Origin of the sequence: Pseudomonas sp. Pse35, from assembly GCF_024519715.1 — a bacterium.
In the GTDB taxonomy this organism is placed as follows: domain Bacteria; phylum Pseudomonadota; class Gammaproteobacteria; order Pseudomonadales; family Pseudomonadaceae; genus Aquipseudomonas; species Aquipseudomonas paracarnis.
This window is the reverse complement of sequence record NZ_JALJRP010000028.1, coordinates 31,762-45,769: the sequence shown is the minus strand read 5'-3', so window position 1 is coordinate 45,769 and position 14,008 is coordinate 31,762. Positions and strand designations below refer to the sequence as shown.

At 58.7% G+C, this 14,008-nt stretch carries 9 protein-coding genes; 4 read left to right on the top strand and 5 right to left on the bottom strand.

All coding sequences use genetic code 11. The features are described 5' to 3' along the window. The first annotated feature begins 118 nt into the window (after positions 1-118). Positions 119-3,550, top strand: a complete 3,432-nt coding sequence (locus OC445_RS20815; protein WP_198791631.1) for a hypothetical protein — start codon at positions 119-121, stop codon at positions 3,548-3,550. A gap of 56 nt (positions 3,551-3,606) precedes the next feature. Here OC445_RS20815 and efeO (OC445_RS20810) read toward each other — a convergent pair whose 3' ends face one another. From efeO (OC445_RS20810) to efeU, 4 genes are read right to left on the bottom strand one after another with little or no spacing between them, the layout of a single operon-like run. Next, entirely contained in the window at positions 3,607-4,422 is an 816-nt protein-coding gene (efeO, locus tag OC445_RS20810; protein WP_034127360.1) for an iron uptake system protein EfeO, read from the bottom strand. A 25-nt stretch (positions 4,423-4,447) separates the two neighbouring features. Then, on the bottom strand, positions 4,448-5,752 hold the full coding sequence (efeB, locus tag OC445_RS20805) for an iron uptake transporter deferrochelatase/peroxidase subunit (RefSeq protein WP_054921953.1): 1,305 nt from the start codon (positions 5,750-5,752) through the stop codon (positions 4,448-4,450). A gap of 14 nt (positions 5,753-5,766) precedes the next feature. After that, positions 5,767-6,969, bottom strand: coding sequence for an iron uptake system protein EfeO (efeO, locus tag OC445_RS20800; RefSeq protein ID WP_198791630.1), 1,203 nt, complete (start codon positions 6,967-6,969; stop codon positions 5,767-5,769). 10 nt (positions 6,970-6,979) lie between these two features. After that, positions 6,980-7,825: an iron uptake transporter permease EfeU gene (gene efeU, locus OC445_RS20795; RefSeq protein ID WP_034127362.1), complete on the bottom strand. Its 846-nt coding sequence runs from the start codon at positions 7,823-7,825 to the stop codon at positions 6,980-6,982. Between the two features lie 168 nt (positions 7,826-7,993). Here efeU and OC445_RS20790 point away from each other — a divergent pair, with 168 nt between their 5' ends. The 3 genes from OC445_RS20790 to OC445_RS20780 all read left to right on the top strand — a co-directional run bounded on the left by OC445_RS20790 (position 7,994) and on the right by OC445_RS20780 (position 13,412). After that, on the top strand, positions 7,994-9,007 hold the full coding sequence (locus OC445_RS20790) for an AraC family transcriptional regulator (protein WP_054895923.1): 1,014 nt from the start codon (positions 7,994-7,996) through the stop codon (positions 9,005-9,007). Positions 9,008-9,310: 303 nt separating this feature from the next. Further along, entirely contained in the window at positions 9,311-12,706 is a 3,396-nt protein-coding gene (locus OC445_RS20785) for a hypothetical protein (protein ID WP_262020326.1), read from the top strand. Between the two features lie 322 nt (positions 12,707-13,028). Then, positions 13,029-13,412 carry a hypothetical protein gene (locus OC445_RS20780; RefSeq protein WP_140915276.1) on the top strand — a complete coding sequence of 128 codons (384 nt, stop codon included), beginning with the start codon at positions 13,029-13,031 and terminating at the stop codon, positions 13,410-13,412. Between the two features lie 64 nt (positions 13,413-13,476). Here the strand turns inward: OC445_RS20780 and OC445_RS20775 are convergent, their stop codons facing one another. Further along, positions 13,477-14,001, bottom strand: a complete 525-nt coding sequence (locus tag OC445_RS20775; RefSeq protein ID WP_072448590.1) for a hypothetical protein — start codon at positions 13,999-14,001, stop codon at positions 13,477-13,479. Between the last annotated feature and the right edge of the window lie 7 nt (positions 14,002-14,008).

Here is a 14,008-nt window from a genome sequence, read left to right as displayed (position 1 = left end):
CTGTTTTCACCGCCTTAGGAGTTTACCTACTCGCATAGCTTGTGTTGGTTGCTACGTTGTTTCTCGACGGTTCTTAGGGACGAGAACTCTGCCCTTGATTGGTTCAGAGGAAACAGACATGTCGAGTATCAGCCCTAGTCGCGACACCCTTGCGTTTACGCCGCCGCTACATTCTGTGAGCCCGGCGGCAAACGCCTTCCCCGACCCCGTTGTTCGCAGCAAGCGCGAAGCAGCCTCAAATCCTGCTGTAGATAGTCCCCGACGATGGACGCTGCAACCTGTGCCCTTGGCGTCGAGCGAGGGTGATCACCGCCTGCGTAACGAGCTGGCGACATCAGCCACGCGCCACGCGTGGGATTCCCTCGTCCAGATCCCCACCGACAGCACTTTCTACGCAGGCTTTGCCGCTTTGCGCAGTGCGTTCAATACTGATGAAGTCAAGGCGTGGATTATGAGCAAAGGCATGGCCCTGGATACCGTGGTGGTGAAACCGGATTCGATCACAGGGCTGGTCTTAAGCGGTCGCGTGGGAACGCGAAAGACGTTCACTCTGAACGACGATTCTGGCTGGTGGCAGGTCGGGGCCCGATTGCGCGCCGCTGCCACGGCGCTGGATAGGGCGGGTAATGGGGTGGCTTATGTGCCGGAACAGTCCGACCGGTTTTCTCGCAATGCTGTCTTGCAGTGGCATGACATCACCCCGCCAACGAATGCCGATGAGTTGGCGTTGGTGCGTGGACATCTGTTGGCGGAGGAATGGTCCGGTTGGTCAACCGAGACAAAAGGCCGGCTGCAGGGCAGCAGCCTTGCGGCAAGAAAAACCATCGACCGGCTGGACGAGCGTCAATACCTGGCAGGTTGCCTGGCTGATCTGGTTCGCAATCGACCCGACGACGAAGAGGTGTCGCTGGCCGATGCGCAGACGCCGATCGGCGCCACGTCGGTGCTTGCCACAGACGGTGCCGACAAGGCCGCCGTGCGTGATGTACTGATTTCTCACGGCTTCCTCGTACCCAAGACCGCGAAGGAAGTGCGCAATGTCATTCGCTGGTTGCAAGCTGCGGTGGCGCCTGCCCCCGCGCTGGGTAATTACGCGCAATTGCTTGCACGACCATGGGTACCGGGCATGTTGTCTGAAAATGACAAACGCTTGATAGCGCAACTCTTGAGCGACGATGCCATCGGTCGCAGCGAACCGAGTCTATTGCGCGCCTTGGATTTTCAAGGCGTACTCGATGAGCACACCCCGCAGGAGGTGCGTGCCAACGCCGACAAGATACTGGAGCGGATACTTGACCAACCGTTAGCTCTGGAATGGGGCAAGGCCGCTGCTCGCAGTCTGTATTTTCAGGGCACGTCCGGTACTTATGACTTATCAACCCTCGAAGCCAAGCAGTGGGAACTCACGGCGGTTCTGCTGCAGATCGACCCCGAGATGCCTCGGCGCCCTGGAAACGTTGCCGGTTATGACATCTATCAGCCCGCCAACAGTGGACGGACGATGGCATCGGTACGCGCTGAAATCGAGACCCAACTGGCTCAGAACACCTTGCTCGATCCAAAGACGGTACCGCTGGCCGCGCATCTGTTGTTGGCCAGTAGCGCGCCCGAGTTTCTGGTCCGGGATATCCCTTCCACGATGCGGATAGGCTCGGTGGAATGGGCCGACTTTCGCCTGGGGGTCACGTTTGCCGAGCGTCAAGGTGGGCCTGGTTGCTCGCGGCGCATGAGCTACACCGAAATTATGGGGCTCAGCCGGCTGAGCACCAGTACGCCGGGCGAAGCGGCGGTATTGGATAATTATGGGATCGACGTGTTACTCGATTGGGGCTTGATGCGCGGGCTTTATGAAAAGCCAGTGGATGGCCGCTACACACAGCAGCACCATCTGCAGGCCATCACGGCTTTCAATGAGGAGTGCGAGCAACTCGTTTATGCGTTGGAGCAGTTCAACCTGCCGCTGCCTATACGAGAAGACTCGGCGATCAGGAACTTGCAGACAGTATTTCCAGGCCTGAGCGCGGAACAGTTGAAAGCCATGCGGGTATACATCGCAGACCCGGATGAACGCCGCAACATGAAGCTGTCCGAGCCGAGAACGCGTACGCTGATCGAGACGTACATGACCGGCGACCTTACAAGGGACCGGTGGATGCTGCTGGCGCCCGGGGAGCAGCCGCCACAACCAGCCCGGCGCACCTCACCATTTGTCATACCGCGGCTGAGCGCATCCGACCAGGCAGCCGTTGATGCCAACGTGCAAGCGTTGAACGCCAGGATCGCCCATTTACCGGATGTGCAGGCCCAGTTGCCTGGTGAAGTCGATGCCTACCTGGACAAACTCAAGCAGGGTTTGAGCATCGCCACAAGACGCATGATCGCCCAACTGCCGTTGGCTGATCGCCAAGCCTTGGAGTGGGGGGACGTGGACCTGTTTGCCTTGCGCGAGGCAACCGATAGCGTGCCTGAGATAGATGTAACACCGGAGCAGGTGGAGGAGCGCAGAGGGCGAAAGGGCACGCTGATACGCTGTAATTACAACGGGGTAATCAGCTACTTCGAGGTGTTCCCGGACAAGCTGTTGATCGTCAAGCGCGAAGACCTGCCGCGTGATTTGGCCCTCGGGGGGACCTTTCAAACGGTGCCGAAGACGTATGGGCCTTGGGCGGTGTCAGAGCTCCCCGTGCGGCTGGGCGCGGTGGAACCATTTGATTTTGCCGCTTACAGCTCCAATGCCTTGCCCAGGCCCGGTGTGACCTCGCCAGGTGTCATTATTGATAAGCTGGGCGAGACCCTGCACGCTACGCCGGTCTCTGTACAGGGCGAGGCATCCAACCAGGTGCCTAACAGTTTTTCGTCGCCCCGCACCCAGTCAATTGTCGATCGGATCATGCAGGGCAATTTTATCCATCATCGTGCCAGCGTGCTGAAGGTCGCGCATGGCATGTTGCCGCTGGAACAAAAGCGCGAAATATTGCGACGCAACGACAGTATTTTGTTGAGCATGATCCCGTTTGTCGGGGCCGTCATTGACCTGACCAAAGGCAACATCGTTGAAGGGATGCGCGGGCTGATCATCGACACCGCCGGGGCATTCGCAGGTGGGGCATTTGGAACCTTGAAACCGCTCGTCAAGTCCACAAAAGCTGTGGCTCCCTTCGGCGTCAAGGCGTTTCGCGTACTGGAAAAGGGGGTTGAGGTGGTCAGTGGCTTCTTGAACCCACTGGATGGCGCGGCAGATTTGATGGCCGCTGGAGGGAAAGGGCTCGTCGCGCTGCCTAAAGCGTTAGGCAGGGCATCGAACCCCTCAGTGCTTTTAAAGCTTGGCGTGGTGGAAGAAAAACTGCGCACTTGCCTGGGTGTATCAAACCAGTTGCAGGCGCCGCACAATGTCCAGGAGCAGGCGGTTCAGCCTGGTGCTCATAACGGACACAATCATTCGATACCGGTGTACGCGGTACAGACCGATGGACGTTGGTACGCGACCCATCCAAAGACCGGGTTGCCGACCGGCACGCCGCTGGATGGGTTTGAAGCACTGCCCGCATGACGACCTGAAACACTTCAGGCAGCGCCCTCGCCGTGACGTACGGGGGGCGCTTTCGATCAGTTGAGTCCCAACTTCCCACGCAAAGTGGACAAATCTTCCGCCAGTGTATTGACCGGGCCCACTAAAGCCTTACGGTCGTTTTCCTTGACTTTGTCGTAGGTCTCGAAGCCGCCATCCGAGGTCTTGTATTTGGCCAGGATCTTGTCCACGGCGGCGAAGTTTTTATCGACCTTGGCCAAAAATGCCTTGTCTTGGTGGTCGATCTGGCCACGGAACAGGTCGACGATTTTCTTTGCACCGTCGATGTTGCCTTGAAAGTCGTACAGGTCGGTATGGCTGTAGCGGTCTTCCTCACCGGAAATCTTGGTGGCGGCGACTTCCTCAAGCAGCGCTGCGGCGCCGCCGACGACTTTTTCAGGCGGGAAGGTCAGGCCGTCAACCCGGGTTTTCAGGTCCAGCACGTCCTTGTTGAGTTTATCGGCCAGGGCGGCGAGACCCTGGGTGGTGTTCTCGGAGAACAGGCTGTACTCGATGCGGTGGAAACCGGTGAAGTCTTCGGCCTTGACGCCTTTCTCGTGATCGTCGACGCGTGAGTCGATGGACGCGTCGAGGTCGCTGAACAGCTCGGCGATCGGCTCGATGGACTCATAGTGCACGCGAGTCGGCGCGTAGAGCTTCTTGGCGGTGGCCAGGTCGCCTTTATTGATGGCGTCAGTAAACGCCTGGGTCTGGGTGACCAGCTCAGCGATTTCTTCGGTGACGTAGATTTTGTAATCCGACACCGGGCCCACCAGGTCCAACGGCGCAGTAGCGGCGAAGCTTGCCAGTGGCGAAAGGCTGAGTAACAACAACGCGATAGACGACTTCTTCATGGGATGCATTCCGCTGTGGGGTGTTTTAGGTCTTGGCAGGGGGGTGAGGGTGCGTTGCGGCGAGCAGCGTGCGTCCGATGAAATCCTTGGGCCCGGTGACACCCGGCAAGGTAAAGAAATACCCGCCACCCACTGGCTTGAGGTACTCCTCCAGCGGTTCGCCGTTGAGCCGGGTTTGCACGCTGATAAAGCCTTTCTCCAGGTCAGCCTGGTAGCAGATGAACAACAAGCCCATGTCCAGTTGACCGTTTTTGTTGACGCCGTTGGAGTAGTTGAACGGCCGCCGCAGGATCAGGTTGGCCTGGGTCTGCGGGGTGCGCGGGTTGGCCAGGCGGATGTGGGCATCAAGCTTGGTCAACTTGCCTTGCGGGTCCTTGCGGTAGTCCGGGACCTGGGTTTCGTGCTGGCCGTCCATGGGCGCGCCCGTGGGTTTGATACGGCCGATGATGCTTTCCTGTTCTTGCAGCGGAGTGCGATCCCAGCGCTCGACAAAGTTACGGATGATGCGCACGGCCTGGTAACTGCCATGGGCGGCCCAGGCCGGCTCGTCGCTGGTGGGCTGTACCCAGACGATCTGGTCCATGGCCTTGTCATCGTTGGAGTTGGGGTTGGCCGAGCCATCGCGAAAGCCCAGGAAGTTGCGCGCACTCTGTGCCGGTTCGCCGGGCTTGGCCGGTGCCTGGGGCGGCACGCTGCCTTCTTGCTTCCAGCGCACCAGCAGCAGGTCGGGCAGGGTTTTGACGATGTCGCGCAGCGCGTGGATATTGGTGTCTGGGGTGTTGGAGCTGAACTGCAGGCTCAGGTCGCCGTGACACTGCGCCGGTTCCAGTGCATCGTTGGGAAAGCCGACCATGCGACTCAGGCGCTTGGGCTTGGCGGCGGCAAGGCCGAAGCGTTCGTCGAACAACGACTCACCGACCGATACTGTAATGGTCAGGTTATCCGGTGTGACCACAGGGCCAAGGATGCCGGAATCGGTGGGCGGCAATTTCGGGTCGACCTGGGGCACGGTGCCGCCGGTCATCAGGAATGCGATGCGCTCGTTGAGGGTGCGGAACAGACGTTCCAGGTCTTGGCGGTCGCTGGCCAGTACATCGAACGCCACGACCATGCCGCAGGCCGGGCGCGGGGTGACGATGCCGCTTTGGTGCTTGCCGAAAAACGCCTGGTGGTCCTGGGTCTTGTCACTGCGCGGTGCGGTGGTGACTTGCTCAGCCGCTGCCGCCATCGCCGGGCAGGTCAGGCTGCTGCCGGCAATCGCAGCGCCGGTGGCCGCCATGCCCAACAGGACGCGGCGACGTTGGAGGTCAAACTGTTCTGTATCACTCATGTATGCGGTCGTCTTCACTGCAGGCCGGAAAGGCCAAGGGCGGGGTCGATTCCATCGAGTGCAACGGCCAGTGCCTTGGCCTTGTCGCCGATCTGCTTGCGCTGATCGGCTGTAACCTTGTCGTAGCTGGGGTAGCGGTCATTCACCTTGAGCCCGTCGAGTTCGCTGTCGAAGGCGTTGAGCGCGCTGTCGATAGCGGGCAACAGGTCGGCGGCGGACTTGACCAGCAACGGGCGCATCAGGTCGACCACCTTGCGCGCGACCTGCAGATTGGCGGCAAAGCCGTTCAAGTCGATGTGGCTGTAGCGTTCCTCTTCACCGCTCGCCGCCCGCACGTCCGCCAGGCTGTTGAGGTTGCGGACCACGATGCTCACCAGTTGCTCCGGGGGCAGGGACTGGGCCAGTAATTGCTGCTTGAGCGTGGTGACGTCGGTAACCAGGCGTTGGGCGACCGGCGCGAGGCCATCAAGGCTGTGTTGCTGGAACAGGCTGTATTCGAGGCGGTGGAAGCCGCTGAAGGCAGGGTCCTGCTCGCGCTGTTCAAAATAATCTGCGCGGGCATTGATCGCGTTATCCAATTCGGCCAGACGCTGAGACGCCGGCGCCAGGCGCTGATACGCCTCGCGCGCCGGTGCATACAGCGCCTGGGCCTGGGCCAGGTCGCCGGCGGCGATGGCCTGTTGCAGGACCGTTACGGCCTTGACCAGCGCACCGCCTTGGCTGCTCAGGTACACGCGAAACTCCGACAACGGGCCGATAAAGGCCACCATCGACGGCTTGGCCTTGGCCTGGGCGTCAGACTCTGCCGTGGGCGTGACATGCAAGGTGCCGCGAGGGTTGCTCAGCAGGCCACAGGTAATGGCGTAGTCGCCGGGCAGCAGGTTGGCGTTGATCACTTGGCTCAGGCCTGGGGCGATGTTTTCCCGCTCTTCGACCACCAGCACGCCGTCGAGGATTTCCCACTCCACCGCGCGGTCGGAGCGGTTGATGATGCGAAAGCTGGCATGTCCTGCTGGTACCGTCAGGGCGTTGGGTTCGCAGGCGTGGCCGTGGATGGTCACCGCGATTTCATTGTGGTTGGTCTGGCGCTTGCCGGCGGCCAATTGCGAGGCGTAGTAGAACAGGCCTCCGGCGGCGATCATCACCACCACCGAGCCGGCCACGCCCCAGCGCAGGGCGCGGGACGGCGGGGCCGATTGAGGGGTTGGGTTGGACAAGAGACGGTCCTTACTGGCTGGAAACGGAAGAGGTATTGGCAACGGGCTGGGTAGGGGCCGCGGGCAGGAAGAACATCACCAGGGCCACCACCAGGTAAATCAGATAGGCGCCCAGGGTGCTCACGGTCGGCGCCTCCTGGTAACCGAACATACCGGCCAGTACCGAACCGAGCGGGCTGTCCATGGGCAACGCAGCGCTGAAGTCGAATAGCACGGTCTGCCAGTGATTCCACACGCCGGCTTCATGCAGGGCTTGCACCGAATTGGCGAGAATGCCGGCCGCGACCACCAGGATGAACAGGCCGGTCCAGCGGAAAAACGCACTGAGGTTCAGGCGCATGCTGCCGGAATAAATCAGCAAACCCACAACAATGGCCAGCGCCAGGCCAAGCAGGGCGCCCACCGGAGCGCCCGGACCTTCGCTTTGCTGGAACACGGCCAACAGGAAGAACACCGTCTCCAGCCCTTCGCGGGCCACGGCGAAGAACACCATGGCGATCAAGGCGAACACCTGATGCCTGGAGCCGGCCAGCGCATGATCGAGGGATTCATGCAGCGAGTGTTTAATCGAGCGCGCCACTTTGCGCATCCAGAACACCATGGAACTGAGGATGCCCACGGCCACCAGACCGACGACACCTTCAAACAATTCCTGCTGCTTTTGCGGGAATTCCGCACTGACCAACTCCAGGCCGCCGCCCACCAGCAGCGCCAGCGCTGCCGCCAGGAACACGCCGATCCACACTGCAGGCATCCACTGGCCACGCCCGGTCTGTTGCAGGTAACTGGCGATAATGCCAACGATTAATGCCGCTTCAATGCCTTCGCGCAGCATGATTAAAAAAGGAACGAGCATCGGGCACCCGGGCACAACTAGTTAGGGAGCTAAGTTGTAACATAATGATACTCATTGCTAAACAAGAAATATTGACCTTTGCTGAACGTGGGCTGAACGGTGGTGGCGAAGCGCAACCGCCTTTATGATGCAGACCACCCAGACTGCAGCCGGACAGTTCAACGCCCCATGTCGGAAAAAGACACTATCTCCATCCACCTTGTGCGCGAAGCGCTGTTGCACAGTTGCGCGCCGGGAGCGGCCACCGTTGAGGCATTGAGCAAAGTCGGGATTGACCCGGCGTTGCTTGAGCAGCCCGACGCTCGCGTGGCGGCCACGGCCTATGCACGTCTGTGGCGCTTGCTGGCGCGGCGCAGGGACGATGAGTTTTTTGGCATGGACCCACGCACACTCAAGTCCGGTAGCCTGGCGTTCCTGTGTCGCGCCTCCATGGCGCAACCCAGCCTGGCGGCCGGCCTGGAAACCGGCTTGGGGTTTCTCTCGTTGATGCTTGAGCATCTTCCGGCCCAACTGGTTCGCCAGCAGAGTCTGGCGGAGATTGTCCTGCTCGAACCTGATGAGCCAAAACGCGCTTTTACCTATTTCACCTATTGGATGATCGTCCACGGCGTCGCCTGCTGGCTGGCGGGGCGGCGCATCCCGATCCTCGCCATTGAACTGCGTTGCGCGCAGCCGGACTTCTGTGACGATTACCGGGTGATGTTTTCTGACAACCTGCGCTTTGACCGACCACGCACACGCATGATTTTTTCAGCCGATTGTCTCGACCTGCCGATCAAGCGCAGTCCGGAAGAACTCAAGCGCTTCCTTGCCCGTGCGCCGGCCAACATCCTGGTCAAATACCGCGATCCCGAAAGCCTCGCCACCCGCATCAAGCACGACCTGCGCCAGATGCCGCCCCATACCTGGCCTGAAACCGAGGGCCTTGCGGCCAGCTTGTGCATTTCCGCTTCCACCCTGCGCCGCCGCCTGGCAGAGGAGGGGCAGACTTATCAGGGGCTCAAAGACGGTGTACGCAAGGAGCTGGCGATTGTGTGGCTGGCTGAACCGCAGATCAGTTTTGCCGAGATTGCGTCGCGGTTGGGGTTTGCCGATACCAGTTCGTTCTACAAGGCGTTCCGCAAGTGGTCCGGGTCCAATCCGGGGCACTTGCGCAGCCTGATTCTGCGCGACGCGAGTTGAGTCGGCGGCATTTAGCGTAGCGAAAGGTCTGGCTTGCGCCTCGTCTTTTTCCTATGGAGCCAGCGCAGACCTTCTCTCAGTCTGGAAACCCTTATTGAACGCTGGGTCATGGACGTGTTATCAAAAGTTCCTGCAGCAATACCTCTTCTCTCTTCAGCGCGTTTCGGTCCCCCACCTTTTGTTACCCCCCCTGAGGTCTCGTCATCGTGGGTTGCCGGGTCGGTTCCCGCGCAACACAGATTCACTCAAGGCGAGGCGGACGCGATTGACCGGCAAGCCTGGTTGACCGTCTTGGAGCGCAGTGTGCTCGATAAGGCTGACTATGCCTTCGTCGACCTGGCGAACCTGCGGTTTAACCTGGCACCCCGTCCTGGCGCCGTCGACAAAGACACCACCGCGCTGGCGTTTCTGCAACAAAGTTTTCCAGGGCTGAGTGGTGAAAACCTGCCGCGAACGGCCGCGCAGGTGCGTAACCTGATCAATTGGCAGCGTCTTGGGCTACCATCGAGTCCTGCCTTGGGCAACTACACCTGGGCATCTGCGCAGGCACCGGAGCCAGGCCACCCAAGCCTGAGCCTTGACGAACGCCAACGCTTGGTCGAGGCGTTAAGAACCTATGTCGGCGACGGCATCCTCACCAGCATGAACGTGACCACGCAAAACATGGATGATCAGATCACTCGGCATCTGAGTAGCCATGCACCGCTCAATCGCTATCGGCAGAACACATTGCTGGCTGCGATTGGGCGTGATCCTGCCGGGTTTTCAAACGACCAGCGCAACCAATTGCTGCTGACTGCCCTGATGTTGAGCATTGACCCCGAGCTGGGGCAGCGTAGAAACCATATCGCAGGTTATGACCTGTACTCACCGGCTAACGCCGGGCGTACCCTGGCAGAAGTCAAGGGCGACTTGAAGGCGCATCTGGTGCGCAATGGGCGCGTGCGGCCCGAGGCGGTGGATGCCACTGTGCATATCATGCTGGCCAGTGTCGCTCCAGAGTTTGTGCTGCCAGACACGCCGGATACGTTGCGCATCGGCTCTCCTGCCTGGGTGGTACTCAGGAAAACTGTCGCGTTGCTGGAGGAGTCAGCAGAGGGCTCCAGCCGCACCCTCACCTATGACCAGGTGCTGGAGCGCGCCATCCTCCAGGCCCAGACGCCGGAGCAAGTGGTGTTGTTTCATGCCATCGAAACAGAACCGCTGCTTGATTGGGCAACGATGCACGGGGTAATTGCTCGGCGAGCGGACGATCAGTACACCACCCAAGACCTGCAAGTCGCTGCGACAAAATACAACGACTATATCGAGAGCTCTCATCAGGCCCTTGTAACATTGAGCACCCCGATAAAAGACCGGCGAGCGCAGGCTGACCTCGAACGCGTGCTTCCCGGGCACGATCTGAACGAACCGATGCATACCGTGGCGTACCGGTTTCCCCAGTTGCTGTCTAATATGGTGCCCGGGTTACCCTGGTTGCAGCGCAGTCTCGGCTTTAAGGAAAGCCTGGTTGACCTGCACATGAGCGGCAATCTCAAGTACGGTGAATTTGCCTCGACCAGGCTTGTGGATATGACTGGCGCCACGTTGTTCAAAGATGAATATGACCCCAGGCTGGCTTCCCTGCGGGTGCACTTCACGAGGTTGAAACATTCCGGGCAGTCCCTTGCCGAGGCTGTCAAGGGTGATACCGAGCGTTTTCAAAAGGCCGTCTCCACGGGCCTGAAAGACATTCTCAGCAAAATGCCCTACGCGGACCGGCAGGCACTGGCCACTCAGGAACTGACCTTTTATCGAGTCGAGGCCGAGTCCATTAATGGCGCAGGTACTTCCATAACAGATGCCGATGAGCAACTCCAGGCGGTGAGGGGGCGCTATGGCTTCCTGATCGGCGTCGGGCAGGGCAAAGATGCCAAGTGTTATGAGTTTTTTCCCATGAGCGGGACCTATGTCGAACGGCACGACTTCAAGGCGATGTTGGACAAAGGCGAGGCAATCGTCCCGCGGTTGTGGGTGACCCGTATGAAGTCCCACGTGGACGGTCCACGGGCGGGGGCATCCGAGGTGCAGATCAGGGCATTGCGCGAAACACTGCCGGCGGCGACATCTTCACAAACGCTGGCACCGCTTGGTTTTTTTTCGGAGCGGGCCAATGCGATTGCTGACTACGTAGCCCAACGCAATCTGGTGCTGGATCCCGAACAACTCCTCACTACCGCAATGGGGCAAACGGCCTCGGAGCGTTTCCAGGATCGGGTCAAACGGGTCAGTAAAACACTTGTAAATACATTGATTCCCTTCAAGGCTTGCTACGACGACATTGTCTCCGGGCACGTCAAAAAAGATCTGAGAGCGTTGACAGGGTGCGCCACCGACGTTGCGGTAGCCATTACTGTCGTCGCAGGAGGTGCAGCGGAGGGGGCTGCAGCGTTCGATAAGGCGCAAACCGGCTTTTCCAGGCTGGCGGCGGCTACCCGGGCGGTGGGGACAGTCACCAACGGTTTGCTCAATCCATTCGCCGGCCTCTCTGAACCTCTGCTCAAAGCCGCCAAGTGGGTAGGAAGCCGCCTGTATCGGCTTGGAGAGAAGTCCCAGAGCGTGGTGCGCGCCGCTTGGAAAGCGCAACTCGAAGAACAACGGGTCGGGCGCGTTCGGCAAATGCGCCGCGACTCGCTCAAAAGTACAGAAAGGCCGCAGGAAGAGCGCCCGGTGGCGACGCAACCGAACGAAGGCAAGGTCAAGCCAGGGCCGATAGCCACACGCGCAGAGGTCAAGGAGCTCATCGAGCGTTCGCAGCCGCTGATGGTGTCCAAGGTGGACGATGCACTTAAAGCGCTAGCAGACCCTGCGCTGACTGAAGACGTGGACTTTGTGCTCAAGAGCTTCCAGGGCATTAGACCTGATCACGCACGAAAACTGATGACCTCTCGCCTTACACGGCTCAAGACCAACGCTCAAGCGCTGACCACCAGAAACATAAAGTTCATGCGCTCCCGGGACCAACGATGGGTGGCGCAGGTCATCCCGGAAGATTTCAAGGTCGATAAGACGGGGAAATTCATGGAGGTCAACATCGATGGTGCCAAGCGCTATTACCAGCATTTCGGCTCCCACGAAGGCGCTATGAGCAACGCGTTGATTCATGAATTGGACCACCTGCCAGGCCCTGTGAGCCGAGGTACGCTTGATCTCGCCTACCTCACGCGGTTGAGAACAGATGAAGAAAATGCGGCAGGTTTGCTCAACCTGGCCAACGGGCATACCGACCCTGCAGTGTTGGTCCTGCCAGGTGAAGATGCACCAGTCCTTGTGGGCAAGACGGGCGTCAACATGTATGGCTCCCGCGCCGGCAATCTCAACGCGGAGTCCACGATGACCAGTGTTGCCCTGCTGTCTCAGCTCAAGACAGACCCCAACTTGTTCAAGCAGAACCGCGCGATAATTGAAGCCGCGCAGGCGGCTTTTGGGGAATTACCGATCACCGATCAGGTACCCATAAGAATCGTCAGCAAACGCTCTGCGCGCGCCCCCGCGCCAGGGTTGATCTACGCGATGGAGCAGGGCTCCAGGAAGCTGATCGGAGTTTACCGATTAATGCAGCAGCCTCCCGGTACAGTGCTTCCCGAGCGCCCGCCCACGCATCAGCCGGCACGTGACCAGGCGTTCAAGGCCTATGTGCAAGAGCACTTGGTATTTTAAAAAAGGTTCTTTTTAGAATGGGCGGCCAGGACGGCACCTGACTTGCGTGAAAGTGGCGTTACAGGCGGGATTAGGAAATAACTGACAGCGCCCTTCGCTTGAGTATGACAGACCCTGCCTTATTGTTTTTAGGAAGTGGCTGGCATATCCGGAACAAAAAATCGTGCACAGTTTTAATGGTGATCCTACGCGGCCGCTACAGACGCTTTTGGGTAGAGGGGTCACAGTACTTAACTGTGAGGGCGTTGCTATAGCTGAATGAGCACGTGGCGTGATGACCTTCATGCGTTAAGTTTTCAATCCATAATGTGATGGTGAACTTATGAAGCGTTTAATTGCGTTACCCTTTAGTGCGTTGATGGTGGTGTCTGTTCAGGTGTCTGCGCTTTGCTTGAATATTTCAGAGAGCTTCACCGGGATAATCGGGCCTGGAGGTGATAGTGTCGCCCATGGTCCCTTCACGATAAGTGGTGCGAACGGTTGCTCCGGCGCAAATATAAATGCCATGGTTTCCGCTGGCGGTGCAGGGAGAAGTCCTCAGATTTATATTGATCAAGAGGTCGGCAGTTCCTGGAAAGCCGTCGCCGGTAACGCGCTTTCAGCCAATACTTCCTGGGTAGGAACCTTAGGTACCTATCGAGTGAGGCTTCACAACCCGGATGGGGAATCAAAGTCCTATTCGGGTACCGTTAGATACGGCCGCTGACCCATAGATAAATAAGGTGTGCCAGAGGTTCTGGCACACTTCGATTTGGGTTTCTGCGTCGGGATCAAGCATGCTCTTCGACTGACAGATCATTTTTCGAAGAGTTCGAGAAGTACGCCAACGCATTAATAGCGCGATTAGCATCCACCATCCCTTTTATGTATTCAGGAATGCCTTGCGATCGCCCCACGCTTGGGTTGCTTTTAACAAAGTCAAGGTAATCATCCAGCTTTTCGTTGAATAGGGCGATTGCGTTGAATTTTACCTGTGTGTTTGTTTGTTTTCCGTTGGCATCAAATGCACCATCTCCAAATGTGAATACGCCGAAAGCGTTTGCATCAATGATATTGCTCTCGTACAACCGCCTTCCGACCACTTTTAGCTCGTCAGTGCTAATAGATGTCATGTCATAGCTCTTTAAAAACTGCTTCAGGTCAGCAAGATGCGTTTGCTGCCACACTCGCAGTTCATCAACGGCTTTGGACTCTTCAGTAAAAGTAAACGTGTTCGTCGTTTTCTCTGGGTTTTTGATGACAAAAGCATCTGCCTGCTTAGAAAGCGCATTGGGCATTACCACTCTCATATCCATGCTCGTC